The sequence below is a fragment of the Citrobacter sp. Cpo032 genome, assembly GCF_030332975.1.
Lineage (GTDB): Bacteria > Pseudomonadota > Gammaproteobacteria > Enterobacterales > Enterobacteriaceae > Citrobacter > Citrobacter portucalensis.
This window is the reverse complement of sequence record NZ_JAOWGU010000034.1, coordinates 493,358-516,212: the sequence shown is the minus strand read 5'-3', so window position 1 is coordinate 516,212 and position 22,855 is coordinate 493,358. Positions and strand designations below refer to the sequence as shown.

21 protein-coding genes, 2 pseudogenes and 1 riboswitch are annotated in these 22,855 nt (G+C 54.1%); of the genes and pseudogenes, 12 read left to right on the top strand and 11 right to left on the bottom strand.

What is annotated here, in order from left to right; genetic code table 11:
* The first annotated feature begins 188 nt into the window (after positions 1–188).
* The 4 genes from OGY33_RS04485 to ybiJ all read left to right on the top strand — a co-directional run bounded on the left by OGY33_RS04485 (position 189) and on the right by ybiJ (position 4,098).
* Positions 189–2,474, top strand: a complete 2,286-nt coding sequence (locus OGY33_RS04485) for a catecholate siderophore receptor Fiu (RefSeq protein WP_103015156.1) — start codon at positions 189–191, stop codon at positions 2,472–2,474.
* 43 nt (positions 2,475–2,517) lie between these two features.
* Positions 2,518–3,195 (top strand): PKHD-type hydroxylase YbiX, encoded by a 678-nt coding sequence (ybiX, locus tag OGY33_RS04480; protein WP_149607127.1) that lies wholly within the window; start codon positions 2,518–2,520, stop codon positions 3,193–3,195.
* 75 nt (positions 3,196–3,270) lie between these two features.
* A complete protein-coding gene (locus OGY33_RS04475) occupies positions 3,271–3,537 on the top strand; it encodes a DksA/TraR family C4-type zinc finger protein (RefSeq protein WP_008784204.1) in 267 nt (88 codons plus the stop codon).
* Positions 3,538–3,837: 300 nt separating this feature from the next.
* A complete protein-coding gene (ybiJ, locus tag OGY33_RS04470) occupies positions 3,838–4,098 on the top strand; it encodes a DUF1471 family protein YbiJ (protein ID WP_003831561.1) in 261 nt (86 codons plus the stop codon).
* 97 nt (positions 4,099–4,195) lie between these two features.
* Here ybiJ and OGY33_RS04465 read toward each other — a convergent pair whose 3' ends face one another.
* From OGY33_RS04465 to rhlE, 4 genes are all read right to left on the bottom strand, one after another.
* Positions 4,196–5,281 carry a malate/lactate/ureidoglycolate dehydrogenase gene (locus OGY33_RS04465; protein ID WP_191238731.1) on the bottom strand — a complete coding sequence of 362 codons (1,086 nt, stop codon included), beginning with the start codon at positions 5,279–5,281 and terminating at the stop codon, positions 4,196–4,198.
* A gap of 161 nt (positions 5,282–5,442) precedes the next feature.
* On the bottom strand, positions 5,443–6,411 hold the full coding sequence (ybiB, locus tag OGY33_RS04460; protein ID WP_048214626.1) for a DNA-binding protein YbiB: 969 nt from the start codon (positions 6,409–6,411) through the stop codon (positions 5,443–5,445).
* 29 nt (positions 6,412–6,440) lie between these two features.
* On the bottom strand, positions 6,441–8,591 hold the full coding sequence (dinG, locus tag OGY33_RS04455; protein WP_191238732.1) for an ATP-dependent DNA helicase DinG: 2,151 nt from the start codon (positions 8,589–8,591) through the stop codon (positions 6,441–6,443).
* A 96-nt stretch (positions 8,592–8,687) separates the two neighbouring features.
* Complete coding sequence (gene rhlE, locus OGY33_RS04450) at positions 8,688–10,034, bottom strand: ATP-dependent RNA helicase RhlE (protein WP_191238733.1); 1,347 nt, start codon at positions 10,032–10,034, stop codon at positions 8,688–8,690.
* 221 nt (positions 10,035–10,255) lie between these two features.
* Here rhlE and cecR point away from each other — a divergent pair, with 221 nt between their 5' ends.
* The 5 genes from cecR (at position 10,256) to OGY33_RS04425 (ending at position 16,001) form a co-directional block, all read left to right on the top strand.
* A complete protein-coding gene (gene cecR / locus OGY33_RS04445) occupies positions 10,256–10,933 on the top strand; it encodes a transcriptional regulator CecR (RefSeq protein ID WP_003831550.1) in 678 nt (225 codons plus the stop codon).
* Positions 10,930–11,925, top strand: coding sequence for a secretion protein HlyD (hlyD, locus tag OGY33_RS04440; protein WP_003831548.1), 996 nt, complete (start codon positions 10,930–10,932; stop codon positions 11,923–11,925). The genes cecR and hlyD overlap by 4 nt, the downstream gene beginning before the upstream one ends.
* Positions 11,918–13,654: an ATP-binding cassette domain-containing protein gene (locus OGY33_RS04435; protein WP_149607121.1), complete on the top strand. Its 1,737-nt coding sequence runs from the start codon at positions 11,918–11,920 to the stop codon at positions 13,652–13,654. Before hlyD ends, OGY33_RS04435 begins: the two co-directional genes overlap by 8 nt.
* A complete protein-coding gene (locus OGY33_RS04430; protein WP_003831545.1) occupies positions 13,647–14,780 on the top strand; it encodes an ABC transporter permease in 1,134 nt (377 codons plus the stop codon). Before OGY33_RS04435 ends, OGY33_RS04430 begins: the two co-directional genes overlap by 8 nt.
* A gap of 114 nt (positions 14,781–14,894) precedes the next feature.
* Entirely contained in the window at positions 14,895–16,001 is a 1,107-nt protein-coding gene (locus OGY33_RS04425; RefSeq protein WP_008784194.1) for an ABC transporter permease, read from the top strand.
* Here the strand turns inward: OGY33_RS04425 and OGY33_RS04420 are convergent.
* On the bottom strand, positions 15,963–16,373 hold the full coding sequence (locus OGY33_RS04420) for a YbhQ family protein (RefSeq protein ID WP_003831542.1): 411 nt from the start codon (positions 16,371–16,373) through the stop codon (positions 15,963–15,965). The genes OGY33_RS04425 and OGY33_RS04420 overlap by 39 nt on opposite strands.
* Positions 16,374–16,505: 132 nt before the next feature.
* Between OGY33_RS04420 and OGY33_RS04415 the strand changes: the two genes are divergently transcribed.
* Genes OGY33_RS04415 through OGY33_RS04405 form a run of 3 tightly spaced genes read left to right on the top strand, consistent with a single transcriptional unit; the run spans position 16,506 to position 19,467 of the window.
* The gene (locus OGY33_RS04415; RefSeq protein ID WP_048214630.1) at positions 16,506–17,267 is read left to right on the top strand and encodes an endonuclease/exonuclease/phosphatase family protein; all 762 of its coding nucleotides are present in this window, start codon (positions 16,506–16,508) and stop codon (positions 17,265–17,267) included.
* The gene (gene clsB, locus OGY33_RS04410) at positions 17,264–18,505 is read left to right on the top strand and encodes a cardiolipin synthase ClsB (protein ID WP_032942766.1); all 1,242 of its coding nucleotides are present in this window, start codon (positions 17,264–17,266) and stop codon (positions 18,503–18,505) included. Before OGY33_RS04415 ends, clsB begins: the two co-directional genes overlap by 4 nt.
* Complete coding sequence (locus tag OGY33_RS04405; RefSeq protein WP_191238734.1) at positions 18,505–19,467, top strand: lysylphosphatidylglycerol synthase domain-containing protein; 963 nt, start codon at positions 18,505–18,507, stop codon at positions 19,465–19,467. Before clsB ends, OGY33_RS04405 begins: the two co-directional genes overlap by 1 nt.
* A gap of 72 nt (positions 19,468–19,539) precedes the next feature.
* Here the strand turns inward: OGY33_RS04405 and OGY33_RS04400 are convergent, their stop codons facing one another.
* The 6 genes and pseudogenes from OGY33_RS04400 to moaA all read right to left on the bottom strand — a co-directional run.
* Positions 19,540–20,244: a Bax inhibitor-1/YccA family protein gene (locus OGY33_RS04400; RefSeq protein WP_003831536.1), complete on the bottom strand. Its 705-nt coding sequence runs from the start codon at positions 20,242–20,244 to the stop codon at positions 19,540–19,542.
* 41 nt (positions 20,245–20,285) lie between these two features.
* On the bottom strand, positions 20,286–20,738 hold the full coding sequence (gene moaE / locus OGY33_RS04395) for a molybdopterin synthase catalytic subunit MoaE (RefSeq protein WP_008784190.1): 453 nt from the start codon (positions 20,736–20,738) through the stop codon (positions 20,286–20,288).
* A gap of 1 nt (position 20,739) precedes the next feature.
* Positions 20,740–20,985 (bottom strand): molybdopterin synthase sulfur carrier subunit, encoded by a 246-nt coding sequence (gene moaD / locus OGY33_RS04390; protein ID WP_003831530.1) that lies wholly within the window; start codon positions 20,983–20,985, stop codon positions 20,740–20,742.
* A complete protein-coding gene (gene moaC / locus OGY33_RS04385) occupies positions 20,978–21,463 on the bottom strand; it encodes a cyclic pyranopterin monophosphate synthase MoaC (RefSeq protein WP_003035188.1) in 486 nt (161 codons plus the stop codon). The genes moaD and moaC overlap by 8 nt, the downstream gene beginning before the upstream one ends.
* A 2-nt stretch (positions 21,464–21,465) precedes the next feature.
* Positions 21,466–21,711: pseudogene (locus tag OGY33_RS04380) on the bottom strand (molybdopterin-binding protein); the annotation flags it as partial.
* Positions 21,710–22,555: pseudogene (gene moaA / locus OGY33_RS04375) on the bottom strand (GTP 3',8-cyclase MoaA); the annotation flags it as partial. The pseudogenes moaA and OGY33_RS04380, both read right to left, overlap by 2 nt.
* Positions 22,543–22,688, bottom strand: a riboswitch (molybdenum cofactor riboswitch). Its footprint overlaps the pseudogene before it by 13 nt.
* Between the last annotated feature and the right edge of the window lie 167 nt (positions 22,689–22,855).

Below are 22,855 nucleotides of genomic sequence, written 5' to 3'. Positions count from 1 at the left end.
AATGTAAATAAATGTATTTATTTTTGAATTAATGAATGCTAAAACGTCGCGCTGATTAGTAATGCTTATCAAAATCATTATCAATTACACATTCATTTCCGCGAGGCCTGCAGGGTATAACATCCATAGAGATGTCCCTTCGCGCGAGTGAAACCGTCCACTCAAAAAATAATAAGTCACTCATTAACATGGATAAAAATCGCAACTTGCCGTCCAGTAGCTTTCACTCACTGACTTTTTTTGCCGGTCTGTGCATTGGCCTGTCCCCTATAGCTCAGGCTGTCGCTGCGGACGACCAGGATAAAAAACAAGAAGACACTCTGATCGTTGAAGCGGCCAAACCTTCGCTGTACGCCCCAACACAGTCTGCCGACCCTAAATTCTCCCGTCCGGTGGCGGATACAACCCGCACCATGACGGTGATTTCTGAGCAGGTGATTAAGGATCAAGGCGCAACAAATCTGACCGACGCGCTGAAAAACGTCCCGGGCGTTGGCGCATTTTTCGCCGGTGAGAACGGTAACTCCAGCACCGGTGACGCGGTTTACATGCGTGGTGCGGATACCTCGAACAGTATTTATATCGACGGTATCCGTGATATTGGCAGCGTCACGCGCGACACCTTCAATACCGAACAGGTGGAAGTAATCAAAGGTCCTTCCGGTACCGACTATGGACGTAGCGCACCGACTGGCTCTATCAATATGATCAGCAAGCAGCCACGCACTGACTCAGGAATCGATGCATCGGCCAGCGTCGGTAGCGCCTGGTTCCGCCGTGGTACGCTGGACATTAACCAGGTCATCGGCGAGACCACCGCCGCACGTTTAAACCTGATGGGTGAAAAAACGCATGATGCTGGTCGCGATAATGTTAAGAATGAACGTTACGGTGTGGCCCCCTCTCTCGCTTTTGGCTTAGGGACTGAGAACCGACTGTACCTGAACTATCTGCATGTCACCCAACACAACACACCGGATGGCGGCATCCCTACCATTGGCCTGCCGGGATACTCCGCACCTTCTGCGGGGACTTCTGCACTGAATCATTCAGGCAAAGTGGACACGCATAATTTCTACGGTACAAACTCGGATTACGACGATTCGACAACCGATACCGCGACGATACGTTTTGAACATGACCTGAACGACAGCACCACTATTCGCAACACCACCCGCTGGTCGCGCATTAAACAGGATTATCTGATGACGGCGGTGATGGGCGGCGCGTCTAACATCACCCAACCCACCAGCAGCGTCGACAGCTGGACCTGGTCACGCCTGGCAAATACCAAGGATGTCAGCAATAAGATCTTGACCAACCAGACCAACCTGACCTCAACGTTCTACACGGGATCCATCGGTCACGACATCAGCACCGGCGTGGAGCTGACGCGCGAAACACAAACCAACTATGGCGTGGTGCCGATCACCCCACCACCGGTGAATATCTATCACCCCGACAGCAACGTGAATATCGGCGGATTGTCTCGTAACGGCGCCAACGCTAACGGGCAAACAGACACCTTCGGTGTATACGCTTTTGATACGCTACAAATTACCCGTGAATTCGAGCTGAACGGTGGTATTCGCCTCGACAATTACCGCACGGAATATGACAGCGCCACCGCTTGTGGCGCTTCCGGTCGCGGCGCAGTAGCGTGCCCGACAGGCGTGGCCAAAGGTTCCCCGGTCACCACTGTGGATACAGCCAAATCAGGCAATCTGGTGAACTGGAAAGCTGGCGCGCTGTATCACCTGACCGATAACGGTAACGTGTACATCAACTATGCCGTTTCTCAGCAACCGCCGGGCGGCAGCAACTTTGCTCTTGCTCAGGGCGGCAGCGGTAACAGTGCGAACCGTACCGATTTCAAACCGCAGAAAGCGAAAACCAGCGAGATCGGCACCAAATGGGAGGTGCTGGATAAGCGCCTGCTGTTAACCGCCGCGATTTTCCGCACAGATATTGAGAATGAAGTTGAGCAAAACGACGACGGTACCTATTCCCAGTACGGAGAGAAACGCGTTGAAGGCTACGAGCTCTCGGTAGCAGGTAACATCACTCCCGCATGGCAGATTATTGGGGGTTACACCCAGCAACGCGCGACCATCCACAGCGGTAAAAACGTTGCTCAAGATGGATCCTCTTCCCTGCCATATACACCGGAACATGCATTCACGCTGTGGAACCAGTATCAGGCTACCGATGATATCTCCGTTGGCGCAGGCGCTCGCTACGTGGGCAGTATGCATCGCGGTTCCGACGGTGCGGTGGGTACGCCATCCTACACTGAAGGTTACTGGGTCGCTGACGCCAAACTGGGCTATCGCGTGAATCGCAATCTCGATTTCCAGCTAAACGTCTATAACCTGTTCGACACCGATTATGTATCTTCCATAAACAAGAGTGGATACCGCTATCATCCGGGCGAGCCAAGAACTTTCCTGCTCACCGCCAATATGCATTTCTAATCCATCGCGTGGGGCGTAAGCCCCACTTTCAGGAGAAACACTGATGATGTACCACATTCCCGGCGTTCTGTCGGCGCAGGATGTAGCCTGGTTTCGCGAACAACTGGACGCTGCCGACTGGGTTGATGGTCGCGCAACCACCGGCGCTCAGGGGGCGCAGGTTAAAAACAACCAGCAGGTGAATACGCAAAGTGAACGCTACGGCGTTTTACAACAGGCGGTACAGACTGCGGTAAATAACAGCGCGCTTTTCTTCGCCGCAGCACTACCGAAAACGCTCTCCACACCGCTGTTTAATCGCTACCAGGACAACGAGACCTACGGTTTTCACGTTGACGGTGCGGTGCGTAGCCATCCGCAAAACGGCTGGATGCGCACGGACCTTTCCGCAACTTTATTCCTGAGTAACCCGAATGATTATGAAGGGGGAGAACTGCTGGTCAATGATACTTACGGCCAGCATGCGGTGAAGCTTCCGGCAGGCGATCTGGTGCTTTACCCTTCCAGCAGCCTACATTGCGTCACGCCAGTGACCCATGGCGTTCGTGTAGCGTCTTTTATGTGGATACAGTCGATGGTCCGTGACGACAAAAATCGCGCCATGCTTTTTGAACTGGATAAAAACATTCAATCCCTGAAGGCTCGCCATGGGGAGAGCAGCCAGATCCTGTCATTACTCAATCTCTACCATAACCTGCTGCGCGAATGGTCTGAAATCTGATACTGCTGGCGCGTGGTCATTTTTCAGCCATCACCTTCGCTATACTTAGTCTGTAGACATCAGCAGGAGATACACATGGCATCCGGATGGGCAAATGACGACGCGGTTAACGAACAGATCAACAATACTATTGAAGATGCTGTTGCCCGCGCTCGCGGTGAGTTACCGACGGGGGAAAGTCTGTATGAATGCGAAGAATGCGGCAATCCTATCCCTCAGGCCAGACGTGAGGCCGTGCCAGGGGTACGCTTGTGCATCACCTGCCAACAGGATAAAGATTCACATAGCGCATCATTTTCAGGATATAATCGCAGAGGTTCGAAAGACAGCCAGCTACGTTGACTTATCTTTACCAAAAGTTTCAGCGCATACGATTTCCTTTACGAGCACGCTTTTTTGCACCCTGTGTAGCAAAATGTGCCGTTGTCGCCTTCTCTGTAAAGCGCAATGACAAGAACTGTAAATCCCTCACTCGAATTTATTAATATTCAATAAGTTATTTGTCATTCAATTTTTTTGATTGATGTCGTCAATTCTATTCGATTTTCTCTCACCAAAAAAAACGTGATACTTATCACATCGACGGAACAACGTCTTCTTAAAGAACACTGACTAACAGAACAACCCTGCGAGAGATTAATCATGAAAAATATCAAATTTGCTGTTGCTGCCATCGCCCTGTCTACCCTGTCATTTGGCGTTTTCGCTGCCGAGCCGGTTTCCTCTACTCAGGCGCAAAACATGAACAAAATTGGTGTGGTATCTGCTGACGGTGCCACTACGCTGGACGGCCTGGAAGCCAAACTGGCTGAGAAAGCGAATGCTGCTGGCGCAACTGGGTACAGCATCACTTCCGCTATCGGCAAAGATAAAATGAGCGGCACCGCGGTTATCTATAAATAACCGAAAGATTACCTGTACGACCCAATGCTCCAACCCTCATTGACCCTGTTTGTTACCCTTTGTTTGCCCGTCCGCCACTGGACGGGCTTTTTTTTGCCTATTTTTCCAGCCGTTGGCAGAATTCCTGCAACACGGCGTCTGGCATCCCAATTTGCAGTGCCGCCTCACAAATCGCTTGCCAGCTTCCGGCATCCAGCGGAATACCGTGTTCCAGCCGTTCCTCGCGAGTATTCACCTCCCACTCCCCAGGCAACAGGATCGGGGCATCTTCAGCATGCGGCGACGCTTTCACCCACTCAGCAAATGCCGCGACCTGGTTGTCGCAGTCCGACGCGCCGAACAGTTGTGGATTCATAATGATGGTGGTCATACAGTTAATGATGGCGTCCGCGCTGGTCTGCAGGCTCTCTTCATGTGTGGTTTTACCGCCAGAAAGCGCACCGCCCATAATTTCGCACATCGCCGCCAGCGCATACCCCTTGTGCTCGGCAAAGGTCAGCAACGACCCCAGCGGAGAAACCTGCATTACCGCAGGATCGGTAGTGGGAACACCCTCCACATCAATCAGGCATCCTGGAGCCACCGGCTCGCCCTTATGCCATGCCACACGGGTTTTGCCAAACGCGATGGCGCTGGTTGCATAGTCCAGCAACAGTGGGAAGGTATTTTTACGCGGGAATACGACGCAGAAAGGATTGGTTCCAAAACGGCTATCGCGGCCATGAAACGGTGCGACCATCGGGATCCCCACCACATTCACAAAGTGTACCGAGACAAAACCTGCCGCCGCACATTGCTCCGCCCAGTAGCCAATACGGCCGATATGGTGCGAATTATGTAATGCCACGGCGGCGATTCCGTACTGACGCGCTTTTTCGATTCCAAGCGTGATTGCCTCGTGTGCCGCCACCTGACCAAACGCAAAGTCGCCGTCAAGCGTAATCACCGCCCCCGCATCTTTTACCACTTTGGCATGACGGTTGATCTGCAGATGCCCCTGCGAGAATGAACGAATATAGCTTGGGATCATACCGATGCCATGGGAGTCGTGACCGGCGAGGTTAGAGGCTATCAGATGGTCGGCCACCAGCCGCGCCTCCTGATCATTGCTTCCCATCTGATGAAAAACGGCCTGGATAAAGGCGTGCAGCGTTGGCACATGGAAGCGATGTCCACTGTTCATTGTTATCTCCTTTGTGTCGCGTGTTTGTTGTGTTTCTTATTTTTCAACAAACTATGCTGCGCCACGGTGCGCTGGAGGTCAATAAACGTGCAGAAATTTCACATTGCCGAAAAGAGAGAACCGACAGGCCAGGCAACAGGCCCGTCGGGATAACAAATGGTTTAGAAACTTTGCTCGACGCGGGCAAGTCCTTCAGCCAGTGAGGCGGACTCACCGGTTGCCACCAGGCAGCAGGCCATCTGGATTTTCAACGATGCCGGAACAGGCTCACTGCCAGCCAGACAACGCTCAATCCAGCGCGCGGTGGTTTCCGGGTCTTTTGCTACCGGTAGCGGTACCGGCTCGTCAGGCATCTCGCTCTGTCGGTCTTGTAGCACTCGCACACCGGATGAATCTATCAGGCTTATCTGCGGGCAGCGCTGCGGGTTGGCATACACTTCGCCCTCGGTACCATGCATCAACAGGCCGCGCCCACCGATATCGCCGAAGAACTTCGCCACGCGCGAAACATATTCCGGGTGGGACACGCTGGAAAGACGCAGCGCGGCATCTTCAGCAAACGGCGTGGCTAATTTAGCCAGCGTATGTGCACTGTTACGCACACCCATGCGCCAGCGCATCGCCAGCTGTTTCTCCAGCGGAGGGCACAGCGCGCTCACCGGAATAAACACCGGCTCATGACCATCCAGCTTTGCCTGCGCCTGCCCGGCATGCAGCGTTGGCGTAATGCCCATCAGTTCGAAAATGGTTTCAGTCAGTACGCGGGTTGGATCCTCGCTAACGCCGTGCACCACCACCGGAAAACCGAGTTTATGCAGTAGAATCGCCAGCAGCGGAGTCAAATTCGCCTGCTTGCGCGCGCCATTGTAGCTGGGAATGACAATCGGCATGGGTTTGGTTACCGGCGGAGTCAGGCGAATGGTGTGGTTTTGCATCGCTTCGTAAAAGCCCAGCATCTCCGCTTCCCCTTCGCCCTTGATACGTAGCGCAATCAGTACCCCGCCCATCTCAAGGTCAGGTACGTCGCCGTTCATCATATGGGTATACAGTCCGCGAGCAGTATCCTTATCCAGGTCACGCGCGTGATTTTTTCCTCGCCCAATCTCTTTAATGATTTTGCGGTAATCCATCGATAACTCCTTGCCTGTTGCTCACATCGTTAACGCCGACGGCGGCGCGTGGGCTTCGCTTTTTCTTTTGGTTTTACTATAACGTCTGGCACAGCAGGTTGCTCTATCGGAAATATGGGTAACGCGTTCAGTAAACGCTTGCCATAGCTTTTGGTCAATAAACGCTTGTCATAAATAACCACTTCTCCCCAGCAGCCATGGCTACGGATGAGTCGCCCAACCTGCTGGATCAAATTGAACGACGCCGCAGGCAGGCTCTGCACCTCGAAGGGGTAGCGGTTCAGACTTTTCAACCACTCACCCTCGGTGATCACTACCGGGCTGTCGATTGGCGGAAAGGCGATTTTATGAATATGCACCTGAGTCAGCAGGTCGCCTTTCAAATCCAGACCTTCAGCAAAAGATTGCAGCCCAACCAGTACACTGCGCTCGCCGTTGGCCACCCGTTTACGGTGCAACTCCACCAGACGATAGCGCGGCTGATCGCCCTGCACCAACAACAGCAGGCGCAGATCGGTAACGTGCTCAAGAAAACGCTGCATCGCGCGACCGCTGGCAAAGAGTATCAGCATGCCCTGATGCTTTTTACTCTCCAGCTGTTCGCGAAAATAGGCGGCCATTTCCGCGATATGCTGCTCTTCGTTATCAATTAACGGTTCGTAGCGCATCTGCGGAATGACTATTTTGCCCTGTTCAACGTGATTAAACGGTGAATCCAGCGCGACAAACCGGTCCCCTGCTTTTTCCTTCAGACCGCTCATCTCCTGCAAACGCGAGAAGCTGTTGAGCGAGCGCAGCGTTGCGGAAGTGACAATAATATGCGGGACGCTACGCCACAGCAGTCGTTCGAGCTGATCGCTCACACGGATCCCCACGCAGTGGAACCAGACGTGGATCTGCCCGTCACGCACCTCGCGCGTCGCCCATTTACTCACCGGTGCGCCTGACGACTGCGCGAGCGATGCCAGCCGCCACAGTTTGCTTTGCGCCTCAAACATGCCCAGCGCCCGGTTCATCTGCAAAATAACCCGATGCAGACGCACGATATCGTGAGTGCCGGTTTTTTCGCTGAGATCGTTGAGGAACAGTTCCGCCAGACCGCGCAGCATTTCTGTTAGCTTTGCCAGACGCTGACAAATCTCCATCACTTCCGTAGGCAATTCGCCCATCGCGAAGCGGTGTTCTGCCTCCTGGGTTGCGGGCATATACAGATTAAGAATGTTATTGAGCGATGAAATCAGCTCATACAGCTCCTCACAGTGACCGTTCAGACGCTCGGCATTTGCCAGTGGCGGCGTGGTCTTCGGGCGAAACTGCTCCAGGCAGGTAGCCACTAATTTGCAAAATAGATCCAACTGAAGTCGATACCAGGGGGCGCTGATTTCTGCGCTCATCTCCAGCGCATCACGCGCGACATCCGGCAAATGGTGGCCTTCATCAAGTACCAGCAGTAGGTTTTTCGGCTCCGGCAAAACGGCTTCGCTTTCCATGGCCGCCATTACCAGCGCATGATTAGCCACGACCACTTCAGCTTCCTGAATCTCCCGGCGGGCGACAAAAAAAGGGCATTCACGATAGTAGTGACAGTTGCGATTCAGACAGCTGGCTTTATCGGTGCTCAGACGCTGCCAGAGTCCATCGTCGATAGCAATATCGGTGTGGTCGCGCAGCCCGTCCCACTTGTAGCTGTCGAGATCGCCTTTTAGCCTGGCACAGCGCTTTTGTTCTTCCTGGTTGTTGGGCGTCAGGTCATCGTCGAGAAAAGCCAGCAGATCCTGCTGATTGGGTTCAGTGCTGGCCAGCGCCGCTAAGTTACGCGGGCAGACATAGCGTCCGCGACCAAACGCAGCGGTAAAACGCAGGTCGGGGATAATTTTGCGCAGCAGCGGTAAATCTTTGCTGTAGATCTGGTCCTGCAAAGCGACGTTGGCGGTACTGACCACCAGCGTTTTTTGTTCTTCACGCGCGATGGCAATACCGGGAATCAGATACGACAGGGTTTTCCCCACCCCGGTCGGTGCTTCAATCGCCAGATGCCGCCCTTCTTCCCCGGAGAGCGTTTTCGCGACGTCAGCAATCATCTGCCGCTGCGGCGCACGGGGGATAAAGTCGGGGATCTGTTCCTGAAGCGCCTTGTACCAGGCGGCGATTTGCGCTTTTAGCGCAGCCGTAAGTGCCATGAGAAAACCTGAAATACTGTATAAACAGCCACTATTGTGGCACTTTCTATCCCGTGTCGCAAAAAGAAAAGCCCGACCTTTCGGCCGGGCTCGCAATTACTGCGCTGCAGACGGTTTGCGCGGACGGCGCGGTGGACGAGGTTTATCACCTGCCGGTTTGCCTTCGCCATTACGCGGCTTCACTTTTGGCGCTCCGCCATCCGAACGACGCGGCTGCTGTCCACGCCCTGCTCCGCCCTGCCCTCGACCACCGCCGCCGCCACGCTGCTGACGACCGTTCTGGATCGGCTCAGCTTTAATGGACGGGTCTGGCTCGTAGCCTGGCGTCGCAATACGCGGGATCTCTTTTTTCAGCAACTTCTCGATGTCACGCAACAGCTTGTGTTCATCGACGCACACCAGAGACAACGCTTCGCCAGTAGCGGCCGCACGACCGGTACGACCAATGCGGTGCACGTAGTCTTCCGGGACGTTTGGCAGCTCGTAGTTCACCACATGCGGTAACTCTTCAATGTCGAGACCACGCGCGGCAATGTCGGTCGCTACCAGCACGCGAATATCACCGGATTTAAAATCAGCCAGCGCACGCGTACGCGCACCCTGAGATTTATTACCGTGGATAGCCGCACTGCGGATGCCGTCTTTATTCAGCTGCTCTGCCAGATGGTTCGCGCCATGTTTGGTACGGGTAAACACCAGCACCTGCTGCCAGTTGCCCTGACCAATCATCTGAGATAGCAGTTCGCGTTTACGTTTTTTATCAACGAAATGAACGTGCTGAGTAACCTGCTCTGACGCGGTATTACGACGCGCCACTTCGATTTCCAGCGGGTTGTGCAACAGTTTTTCGGCCAGCGATTTAATGTCATCAGAGAACGTTGCCGAGAACAGCAGGTTCTGACGTTTTGCCGGCAGTTTTGCCAGAACGCGACGAATATCGTGAATAAAGCCCATATCCAGCATGCGGTCAGCTTCATCCAGTACCAGGATCTCAACCTGATCCAGTTTCACCGCATTCTGGTGTTCCAGATCGAGCAAACGACCCGGAGTGGCGATCAGCACATCTACGCCGCCACGCAGCTTCATCATCTGCGGGTTAATGCTGACGCCGCCGAAGACCACCAGCGAGCGAATATTCAGATACTTACTGTAATCACGGACGTTTTCGCCAATCTGGGCCGCCAGTTCGCGGGTTGGCGTGAGGATCAGCGCACGAACCGGACGACGGCTTTTACCATGCGGCTGATTGGTGATCAGGTGCTGTAACAGCGGCAGGGTAAAACCTGCCGTTTTCCCCGTACCGGTCTGGGCGCTGGCCATCAGATCGCGGCCTTCCAGCACGGCAGGAATAGCCTGCTGCTGAATAGGGGTAGGTTCACGGTAACCCTGCTCGGCAACGGCACGTAAAATTTCAGGGTTTAAACCAAGGGAATCAAAAGACATAACAACTCCGAACCGCCCTGACCGTTACCGGTGTCGTTTTCAGGGAGATACATACAATAGAGATGACAAAAACCACAATGTCATGAAGGGGCGGAGTGTAGCAGTTTTTGTGATGTGCCGCATAAATTATCCCTTCACTGGAAAATAATGCTTCGGACTGGACAAGGCTGCACATCAGTCATAATCTTAATCAATAGATTGATTAAGATCAGAGTCGTGCCATGAATACACCCACCATGACAACCAAAGGTGAACAGGCGAAGAACCAGCTCATTGCCGCCGCATTGGCGCAATTCGGCGAGTATGGTCTGCACGCCACGACGCGCGATATCGCTGCACAGGCCGGGCAAAACATTGCGGCTATCACCTACTATTTTGGCTCAAAAGAGGATTTATATCTCGCCTGCGCCCAGTGGATTGCGGATTTTATCGGTGCACAGTTTCGCCCGCACGCTGAAGAGGCCGAGCGTTTATTCGCCCAACCAGAGCCGGACCGTGGCGCGATGCGCGAACTGATCCTGCGCGCCTGCAAAAATATGATCATGCTGTTAACTCAGGACGACACCGTTAACCTGAGCAAATTTATCTCGCGCGAACAGCTTTCCCCCACCGCGGCTTATCAACTGGTGCACGACCAGGTTATCAATCCGCTGCATACACATCTGACGCGCCTGATTGCCGCCTATACCGGTGGCGATGCCAACGATACCCAGATGATTCTGCATACCCACGCCATACTCGGCGAGGTGCTGGCTTTTCGTCTGGGGAAAGAAACCATTCTGTTGCGTACAGGCTGGTCACAATTTGATGAGGATAAAACCGCGCTGATTGACCAAACGATCACCTGTCACATCGATCTTATTCTGCAAGGTTTAACGCAAAGGAGTCTGGAGTCATGAAAAAACCTGTCGTTCTCGGGCTGGTTATCGCGGCCCTCGTTGCCGTGATTGCCGGTGGAACGTGGTGGTATCAGAGTCGGCAAGATAACGGCCTGACGCTATACGGCAATGTCGATATCCGTAGCGTCAACCTGAGTTTTCGTGTCGGCGGCAGGCTGGCCTCGCTGGCGGTTGACGAAGGCGATGCGATTACCGCCGGCCAGGTGCTGGGTGAACTGGACCGTGCACCGTATGAAAACGCATTGATGCAGGCAAAAGCCAATGTAGCTGCCGCACAGGCGCAATACGATCTGATGCTGGCAGGGTATCGCGAAGAAGAGATCGCGCAAACCGCGGCGGCAGTCAAACAGGCGCAGGCCGCATATGATTACGCGCAGAACTTTTACAATCGGCAGGTCGGATTGTGGAAAAGCCGCACCATTTCAGCCAACGATCTGGAAAACGCCCGTTCATCTCGCGATCAGGCGTTAGCTTCGCTGAAATCCGCGCAGGATAAACTCACGCAATATCGCAGCGGTAATCGTGTGCAGGACATCGAGCAGGCAAAAGCCACGCTCGAACAAGCTCAGGCCGAGCTGGCACAGGCAGAGCTTAATTTGCATGACACCACGCTGACCTCGCCGTCTGACGGCACGCTTCTCACCCGTGCAGTTGAACCCGGCAGCATGCTGAACGAAGGGGGCACGGTACTGACGCTGTCGCTCACGCGTCCGGTTTGGGTTCGTGCTTACGTTGACGAACGAAATCTGAGCCAGGCGCAGCCAGGACGTGAGATCCTGCTCTATACCGATGGCCGCCCGGACAAACCGTATCACGGCAAAATCGGCTTCGTTTCTCCTACCGCCGAATTTACCCCGAAAACGGTCGAGACTCCTGACCTGCGTACCGACCTGGTTTATCGCCTGCGAATTGTCGTCACCGACGCGGACGATTCGCTGCGCCAGGGAATGCCGGTAACGATAAAGTTTGGCGATGAGGCACGGCATGAATGACGCCGTCATTACGCTTAAAGGGCTGACGAAAAACTTTGCCGGAATGGAAAAACCGGCCGTCGCCCCGCTCGACTGTACCGTCCATGCGGGCTACGTGACCGGGCTTGTCGGGCCGGACGGCGCGGGCAAAACTACGTTGATGCGAATGCTGGCGGGATTATTAAAACCTGATGCCGGAAGTGCTGCGGTGATTGGTTTTGACCCCATCAAAGACGACAGCGCACTACATGCGGTGCTGGGCTATATGCCGCAGAAATTTGGTCTGTACGAAGATTTAACCGTCATGGAGAACCTCAATCTCTATGCCGACTTACGCAGCGTCACCGGTGAAGCGCGAGAAAAAACCTTTGCCCGACTCCTGGAATTCACCTCGCTGGGACCATTTACCGGACGACTGGCTGGCAAGCTTTCTGGCGGCATGAAGCAGAAGCTCGGGCTTGCCTGTACGCTGGTTGGCGAACCCAAAGTGTTGCTGCTGGATGAGCCAGGCGTGGGTGTCGACCCTATTTCCCGTCGCGAACTGTGGCAAATGGTCCACGAGTTGGCCGGGGACGGCATGCTGATCCTCTGGAGTACGTCGTATCTGGATGAAGCAGAGCAATGCCGTGATGTGCTGCTGATGAACGAAGGTGAACTGTTATACCAGGGCGATCCTACTCAGCTTACGCAAACCATGGCAGGTCGCAGCTTCCTGATGAGCAGTCCACAGGAAAACAACCGCCGACTGCTGCAACGCGCGTTAAAGCTGCCGCTGGTCAGCGACGGAATGATTCAGGGGAAATCCGTCCGTTTAATCCTGAAAAAAGAGGCTACTGCTCAGCAGATCCAAAACGCTGACGGCATGCCGGAGCTAACCATCAACGAAACAGCCCCCCGCTTCGAAGACGCCTTTATCGATTTACTCGGCGGAGCCGGAACATCGGAGTCCCCGCTGGGCGCTATCCTGCATACCGTGGAAGGCACGCCTGGCGAAACGGTGATCGAAGCCAAAGCGCTGACCAAGAAATTTGGCGATTTTGCCGCTACCGACCACGTAGACTTTGCCGTGCAGCGCGGCGAGATTTTTGGTCTGTTAGGACCCAACGGCGCTGGCAAATCCACCACCTTTAAAATGATGTGCGGCCTGCTGGTCCCCACCTCCGGCAAAGCGCTGGTGCTGGATATGGACCTGAAAGTCAGCTCCGGCAAAGCGCGTCAGCATCTGGGCTATATGGCGCAGAAATTCTCCCTGTACGGTAACCTGACGGTTGAACAGAATCTGCGCTTTTTCTCCGGCGTCTACGGCCTGCGTGGTCGGGCGCAGAAGGAGAAAATCGATCGTATGAGCGAGGCATTTGGCCTGAAAAGTATCGCTTCCCACGCCACCGACGAACTGCCGCTGGGCTTTAAGCAGCGTCTGGCGCTGGCCTGCTCGCTGATGCATGAACCCGACATTCTGTTCCTTGATGAACCCACTTCCGGGGTCGATCCCCTCACCCGTCGTGAGTTCTGGTTGCATATCAATAGCATGGTGGAAAAAGGCGTCACGGTGATGGTGACCACCCACTTTATGGATGAGGCAGAATACTGCGATCGTATCGGGCTGGTGTATCGCGGCAAACTGATTGCCAGCGGTACGCCAGACGACCTGAAGGCTCAGGCTGCCGACAGCGACACGCCGGACCCGACCATGGAACAGGCGTTCATCACGCTAATCAATGACTGGGATAAGGAGCATACGCATGAGTAACTCCGCTCTCTCCTGGCGTCGCGTCCGCGCGCTGTGCGTGAAAGAGACGCGCCAGATCGTCCGCGATCCCAGCAGTTGGCTGATTGCTGTGGTGATCCCGCTGCTGCTGCTGTTTATCTTCGGCTATGGGATCAACCTCGACTCCAGCAAGCTGCGGGTAGGGATTTTGCTCGAACAGCAGAGTGAAGAGGCGCTGGATTTTACCCATACCATGACCGGTTCGCCGTATATTGACGCCACCATCAGCGATAATCGCCAGGAACTGATTGAGAAAATGCAGGCCGGGCGCATTCGCGGTCTGGTGGTGATCCCAGTGGATTTTGCCCAGCAGATGGCGCGACCTAACGATGTCGCCCCGATCCAGGTGATCACCGACGGCAGCGAACCGAATACCGCCAACTTTGTGCAGGGTTATGTCGAAGGCATCTGGCAAATCTGGCAGCAACAGCGGGCAGAAGATCGTGGGGAATCGTTCAAACCTTTGATCGACGTGCAAACCCGCTACTGGTTTAACCCGGCGGCCATCAGCCAGCACTTTATTATTCCCGGGGCGGTCACCATCATCATGACGGTCATTGGCGCCATCCTCACCTCATTAGTGGTGGCGCGCGAATGGGAGCGCGGCACCATGGAAGCTCTGCTGTCTACCGAAGTCACCCGCGTCGAGCTGCTGCTGTGCAAATTGATCCCGTATTACTTTCTGGGCATGCTGGCGATGCTGCTGTGTATGCTGGTGTCGGTGTTTATTCTTGGCGTGCCCTACCGTGGCTCGTTGCTGATCCTGTTTTTCATTACCAGCCTGTTTCTGCTCAGTACGCTCGGCATGGGGTTGCTTATTTCCACCATCACCCGCAACCAGTTTAACGCCGCGCAGGTCGCACTGAACGCCGCCTTCCTGCCCTCGATTATGCTGTCGGGATTTATCTTCCAGATAGACAGCATGCCCGCGATTATCCGGGCGGTAACCTACATTATTCCGGCGCGTTATTTCGTCAGCACCCTGCAAAGCCTGTTCCTGGCGGGCAATATCCCGGTGGTGCTGATTATCAACGTGCTGTTTTTAATCGCTTCGGCGGTGATGTTTATTGGCCTGACGTGGCTTAAAACCAAACGTCGGCTGGATTAAATTTGTGTATGGAAATTGTAGCCGTAGGCCGGATAAGGCGTTCACGTCGCCATCCGGCATTATGCCTGATGCGCTTAGCTTATCAGGCCTACAAACTGGACTGAGAGGACAGGCATGTTTCATCGCTTATGGACATTAATTCGCAAAGAGCTGCAATCGCTATTACGCGAACCGCAGACGCGAGCCATTCTGATTTTACCGGTGCTGATTCAGGTTATCCTGTTCCCGTTCGCGGCAACGCTGGAAGTCACCAACGCCACTATCGCTATCTATAACGAAGACAACGGTAAACATTCGGTTGAGCTTACCCAGCGCTTCGCCCGCGCCAGCGCCTTTACGCATGTTCTGCTGCTGAAAAGCCCGCAGGAGATCCAGCCCACCATCGACACGCAAAAAGCTCTGCTGTTGGTGCGTTTCCCGGCCAATTTTTCGCGTAATCTGGATACCTTCCAGCAGGCTCCCATGCAGATTATCCTCGACGGACGTAACTCCAACAGCGCACAAATTGCCGCGAATTACCTGCAGCAAATCGTTAAGGAGTATCAGCAGGAGCTGATGGACGGCAAGCCGAAACCGAACAACAGCGAGCTGGTAGTGCGTAACTGGTATAACCCGAATCTGGATTACAAATGGTTTGTGGTTCCGTCGCTGATCGCCATGATCACCACCATCGGCGTAATGATCGTTACTTCACTCTCGGTTGCCCGCGAGCGCGAGCAAGGCACGCTGGATCAACTGCTGGTTTCCCCGCTTACCACCTGGCAGATTTTCATCGGCAAAGCTGTGCCCGCGCTAATTGTGGCTACTTTTCAGGCCACCATTGTGCTGGCGATCGGCATCTGGGCTTATCACATTCCGTTTGCCGGTTCATTGGGGCTGTTCTATTTCACAATGGTGATTTACGGGCTGTCGCTGGTTGGCTTTGGTCTGCTGATTTCGTCACTGTGCGCCACCCAGCAGCAGGCGTTTATCGGGGTATTTGTGTTTATGATGCCGGCGATTTTACTCTCGGGCTATGTCTCACCGGTCGAAAACATGCCGGTCTGGTTGCAGAATCTGACGTGGATAAACCCGATCCGCCATTTTACGGACATCACGAAACAGATTTACCTGAAAGATGCGAGTCTGCAGATTGTCTGGGGAAGCTTGTGGCCGCTATTAGTGATAGCGGCCACGACCGGATCAGCGGCGTATGCGATGTTTAGACGCAAGGTGATGTAGCTTTTTGTCCTTCGCCAGCAGCGAGACCACGGCGGGTCCGGCAAGGATGACCAGCCCCGCCAGTGCCAGCAAGACGTTGTTTTGCAGCACGCGTGACAGCAGCCACAGCACGATCATGGCGGCACCGAAATACCACGTCGTGGTCAACTCTTCCAGCACATCAGCCACGTCGCGCCAGCGCTGTTCGTGGTGACGTTGCAATGCAAGCATCAATAAAACCGTAACGCCGTACACGACGCACAATCCCAGGCCGACATGCACCAGTCTGCCGCTCATCCAGCCCATTACCAGCAACGCCACTACCAGTAAATGCAACACTATCTGCCAGCAACTTAGACCCGTTGCGACACGAACACGTTGTTGCCACCTCATGGCTATTCTCCTGAAGGATTTTCGACTAATTGTTCAGAGTACCGGACTTTACGGAAAATTCCGCAACACCGCATCTTTTTGTGACGACGACTACACTATTTTAATCAGGAAAGTGACGCCAACGGGAGAATCATGGCCAGACAAACAGAACGGTTTTCATTCAATGTGCTCACCATTAATACTCATAAAGGGTTTACCGCCTTCAATCGGCGTTTTATTTTGCCTGAGCTGCGAGAAGCCGTCAGAACGGTCGGTGCGGACATTGTGTGCCTACAAGAGGTAATGGGCGCACACGAGGTGCATCCACTGCATGTGGAAAACTGGCCGGACACCACGCACTACGAATTTCTGGCGGACACTATGTGGAGCGACTTCGCCTACGGGCGTAACGCCGTGTACCCGCAAGGACATCACGGTAATGCGGTGTTGTCGCGGTATCCCATTGAGCATTATGAGAATCGTGATGTGTCAGTCGGCGCGAGTGAAAAGCGCGGAGTCCTTTACTGCCGCATTGTACCGCCAATGCTCTCCCACCCCATTCATGTGATGTGTGTGCATCTCGGCCTACGTGAAGCTCACCGCCAGGCCCAGCTCGCTATGCTGGCAGACTGGGTCAACGCCCTGCCCGACGCGGAACCCGTGGTCATCGCAGGAGATTTTAACGACTGGCGGCAAACGGCCAATCGCCCGTTGAAAGCCAAAGCTGGCCTTGACGAGATTTTTACCCGCGCCCACGGTCGCCCGGCGCGAACGTTTCCGGTGCAGTTTCCCCTGCTGCGCCTGGACAGGATCTATGTGAAAAACGCGAATGCCAGTACCCCAACGACGCTTGCGCTGCGTCACTGGCGACATTTGTCCGATCATGCCCCTCTGAGTGCGGAGATTCATTTATGAAATATGGCTGGCGTGAAGGCAATCAAATTCAACTGCTGGAAAACGGCGATCAATTCTACCCCGCCGTATTTGACGCCATTGAGCAGGCACAGCAAAAAATTATCCTTGAGACTTTTATCTGGTTTGAAGATGCGGTAGGAAAACAGCTGCATGCCGCGTTGCTCGAAGCCGCCCGACGAGGAATCAAAGCAGAGGTGCTGCTGGATGGCTACGGCTCGCCGGATCTGAGCGACAGTTTTGTTGAAGAGCTGACCGTAGCCGGTGTTGTTTTCCGCTACTACGATCCGCGTCCGCGTCTGTTTGGAATGCGCACCAATCTCTTTCGCCGTATGCATCGAAAAATAGTGGTCATTGATGACCGTGTTGCCTTTGTCGGCGGCATCAATTACTCCGCTGAACATATGTCGGATTACGGCCCGGAGGCTAAGCAAGATTACGCCGTGCGCGTTGAAGGTCCAGTCGTTGCTGACATTCTGAACTTTGTACTGGAAAACCTGCCCGGGCAAAGCGCCGTACGGCGCTGGTGGCGACGTCATCACCGGGCAATCGACAATCATCGCCCCGGCGAAGCGCAGGCGCTGTTTGTCTGGCGCGATAACGAAGAGCATCGCGATGATATTGAACGCCACTATCTTAAAATGCTGACCCAGGCCCGACGGGAAGTGATCATTGCCAATGCCTATTTCTTTCCCGGTTATCGCCTGCTGCATGCCCTGCGTAAAGCAGCACGACGCGGCGTTCGGGTAAAACTCATTGTGCAGGGTGAACCGGATATGCCGATTGTGAAAGTGGGTGCCCGCCTACTGTACAACTATCTGGTTAAAGGTGGCGTCCATGTCTACGAATACCGCCGTAAACCTCTGCATGGCAAAGTGGCGCTGATGGACGATCACTGGGCGACGGTGGGCTCCAGCAATCTTGATCCGCTGAGCCTGTCGCTGAATCTGGAAGCGAATCTGATTATTCATGACCGCACGTTTAACCAGACCCTGCGCGACAACCTGAACCCTATTATTGCGCAGGACTGCAAGCGGGTTGATGAATCCATGCTGCCAAAACGCACCTGGTGGAACCTGACTAAGAGCGTGCTGGCCTTCCACTTTTTACGCCACTTCCCGGCGCTGGTCGGCTGGCTTCCGGCGCATACCCCGCACCTGGCCGAGGTAGAGCCGCCCGCGCAGCCCGCTCTGGAAACTCAGGACCGTATACAAACTGAGGATGCAGGAGGGAAAACCTGATGGCAAAAAATCACCGACGCTGGCGGTTAGCGAAAAAGATCCTCACATGGTTATTTTTTATTGCGGTGATCGTGTTGCTGGTCGTTTATGCCAGCAAAGTCAACTGGCAGGAAGTGTGGACGGTAATTCGCGATTACAACCGGATCGCCCTGCTCAGCGCCGTGGGGTTGGTGATCGTCAGTTATTTACTTTACGGCTGTTATGACCTGCTCGGGCGCTACTACTGTGGGCACAAGCTGGCAAAACGCCAGGTCATGCTGGTGTCGTTTATCTGTTACGCGTTCAACCTGACGTTAAGCACCTGGGTGGGCGGTATTGGGATGCGATATCGGCTATACTCGCGTCTCGGGTTGCCGGGGGGCACAATAACGCGGATTTTTTCGCTGAGCATTACCACTAACTGGCTGGGCTATATTCTGCTGGGCGGTTTTATATTTACCTTCGGCGTCGTCGATCTGCCCGCTCACTGGTATATCGATGAAGGCACATTGCGCATTTTAGGCATAGCGCTGCTGCTGATTATTGTTGTTTATCTGTGGTTTTGCACCTTCGCTAAACATCGTCACATCACCATCAAGGGCCAAAAGCTGGTGCTCCCCTCCTGGAAATTTGCCCTCGCGCAGATGGCGATATCCGGGACTAACTGGATGGTTATGGGGGCGATTATCTGGTTGTTGCTGGGTCAGAATATTAACTATTTCTTCGTGCTTGGCGTGCTGCTGGTAAGCAGTATTGCCGGGGTTATTGTGCATATTCCGGCGGGGATCGGCGTGCTGGAGGCGGTGTTTATGGCGCTGCTGGCGGGAGAGAATACGTCTCAGGGCACGATCATTGCTGCCCTGCTCGCGTATCGCGTGCTGTACTATTTTATTCCGCTACTGCTGGCGCTGATGTGTTATTTGCTGTTGGAGAGTCGGGCGAAAAAGCTACGGGCAAAGAACGAGAAGGCGATGGCGAAATGAGGATGTATATAGTGCCGGATGCGGCGTAACGCCTTATCCGGCCTACTTTTTATACCATCCGGCAACAGACAATTAACGACGATTGCCGAAAATACGCAGCAGCATCAGGAACAGGTTGATGAAGTCCAGATACAGCGTTAGGGCCCCAAGAATCGCGTATTTACGCAGATTGGAGCTGTCGCGCAAGTCGATCTGCTCACCGATATTTTTCAGCTTCTGCGTGTCATAGGCGGTCAGACCGACAAACACTATCACCCCGATATAGGTCACCGCCCACATCAGCGCTTCGCTCTTCAGCCAGAAGTTAACCAGCGAAGCCAGCACAATACCGATCAGCGCCATAAACAGCATATTGCCGAAGCCGCTCAGATCGCGCTTGGTGGTGTAGCCATACAAACTCATGATCCCGAACATCCCACCAGTGACCACGAAGGTGCTGGCGATAGACGAGTAGGTATAGACAATAAAGATGCTTGATAGCGTCAACCCGGTTAATGCCGAATAGAGCATAAACAGCGTGGTCGCCATACCCGCGCTCAGCCTTTGCACCATGCCGGACAGGACAAACACCAGTGCCAGTTGAGCGATAATCAGGCCAAAGAAGGTGATTTTGCTGGAGAAGACAAACATCATCACCGCGGGCGTATTTGCCGCATACCAGGCGATAAACGCCGTCAGCAACAGTCCGCAGGTCATCCAGCCGTACACCTGCGCCATATACGTTTGCAGGCCGGAACGGGCCTGTACAATAGAATCGGATCGTGGGAATCGGTCCATGACAATCTCCTGAATCAGTATGAGCCTACAACAATTGTACTCTACCAGCGTTTTGCTGCTAGCTTATCGCTGTCGCGGGCATCAACCCAGCGCTCACCTTCCGGCGTAGCCTCGCGCTTCCAGAACGGCGCGCGGGTTTTCAGGTAATCCATAATGAACTGCCCGGCATCAAACGCGCTGCTGCGATGCGCGCTGGTTACGCCAACAAAAACGATTTCGTCACCCGGCCACAGTTCGCCAATGCGATGAATAACCGTCACCCGACCCAGCGGCCAGCGCGAACGCGCTTCGTCGACAATCTCCGCCAGCGCTTTTTCGGTCATTCCAGGATAGTGTTCCAGCGTTAACGCCTTAACGCTGTCACCGAGATTGTGATTGCGCACTTTACCGGTGAAAGTGACTACCGCGCCGTCTTCATCGCGCTCTGCCAGCCAGGGATACTCATCCCCGACGCTGAACGGCGCATGGCCAACAACAATTCGCGTTTCAGCCATTTTAGCCTCCGGTTACCGGCGGGAAGAAAGCGACTTCATCACCCGCGTTAAGAGGATGGTCAAAACTGACCAGCGTCTGATTCACCGCCGCCAGCAGCTTGCCGTCTTCCAGCGCCAGCGCCCAGCGATCGCTTTGCGCCGCCAGATGCTTGCGCAGCGCTTCTACCGTTGCAAACTCGGCGGCAACTTCTAACGCATCGGTGTTCACCAGTTCCCGTACCTGAGCAAAGAAAAGAACCTTAATCATGTGCATCCACCTTAAAATCACCCGATTTGCCGCCGCTTTTTGCCAGCAAACGCACCGGACCAATCACCATATCCTTTTGCACCGCTTTGCACATATCGTAGATGGTCAACGCCGCCACGGAGGCTGCCGTTAACGCTTCCATTTCAACGCCGGTTTTACCGGTCAGGCGACACAGCGTTTCAATGCGCACGCGGTTGTGCTCCGGTTCGGCGTGAAGATTGACTTCGACCTTGCTCAGCATCAGTGGGTGACACAGCGGGATAAGATCCCAGGTCCGTTTGGCAGCCTGAATACCGGCAATACGCGCCGTGGCGAAAACGTCACCCTTATGGTGACTGCCGTCGATGATCATCGCCAGCGTTTCGCTACGCATGGTTACGAATGCTTCCGCACGCGCCTCGCGTACGGTTTCCGCTTTGGCGGAGACATCCACCATATGCGCTTCGCCAGCGGCGTTAATATGAGTCAGTTGCGACATACTTATTTCTTCAAATGTGGGTGGAAATTACACGGACGCGTACGGGCATCGAGCTGCGGCGCAATGATATTTTCCCAGGCAGTACGACACGCTTTGGTCGAACCCGGCATGGCAAAAATTAGCGTTTTATTCGCCACCCCGGCAATCGCGCGGGATTGCAGCGTCGCGGTGCCAATCTCTTCAAACGACAGCATACGGAATACTTCGCCAAACCCTTCGACTTCTCTGTCGAACAGCGGTTGCAGCGCTTACGCCGCCTTCACCAAATAAACACAGATGAAGCTTGCCGACAGAGGAAACGCGCAGACGATTACAGGTGGCGCAGAAGTCTTTCTCATAAGGCATGATCAGACCAATTTCGCCAACATAATCAGGATGACAGAAAACCTGAGCCGGGCCGTCGCTACGCTGTCGGATCTGGTGGATCCAGCCGCGACGCAGCAGCTCATCGCGCAGTACCTGTCCGGAAATATGGTGTTTACGGAAGAGAGAGCTGCCCTCGCCCGTTTCCATCAGTTCAATAAAACGCAGTTGGATTGGTCGAGGTTGGATCCACGCCAGGAAGGTGTCCAGTTGATGATGGTTTACGTCGCGCATCAGCACGGTGTTGACTTTCACTTTTTCAAAACCGGCATCAAAGGCAGCATCAATGCCTGCCATCACCTGCTGAAACTTGTCCTGTCCGGTAATGGCGTGAAACTGACGGGCGTCGAGGCTGTCGACGCTGACGTTGAGCGCGGTCAGTCCGGCATCGCGCCAGGCGGCAGCATCGCGCGCCAGACGATAACCATTGGTGGTTACCGCAATCTGGCGGATGGCGTCGTTTTCGCGCACGGCGGCGATAATGTCAGTGAAGTCGCGACGCAGTGAAGGTTCGCCCCCCGTCAGACGCACTTTTTCCGTTCCCAGACTGGCGAACGCACGCGTGACACGGCGAATTTCATCAACGGTTAAAAAGCCGTTATTGGTGACACCGCCGGGCTTATAGCCATCCGGCAGGCAGTAGGTGCAACGAAAGTTACACACATCGGTAATCGACAAACGTAAGTAGTAAAACTTACGTGCGAAAGCATCGGTAAGTTGAGAGCCCATGTACACCTTTCCAAATACGGGAGACGTAGTCATTTCTTCCTGCGCCCTGGTGACAAACTTTTTCAAGTCTTGTCACGGCCAAAGCACCGTATCATTTGACCCAGGTGCAGAGGCTAGAGTGTTTATACTCATCATACTTCGAGTTGCAGATGCGTTGGCTTCCGACAACTCAAATTATTTAGAGTACTTTGTGGTTATGCCGATACTAGCGTGTAAATGGCGCTTTTGCCATGTACACTTTCGCTGTATAAATATGTATATAGCGACATGATCGTGCAATTTCGCTACAGAATAAGCAAA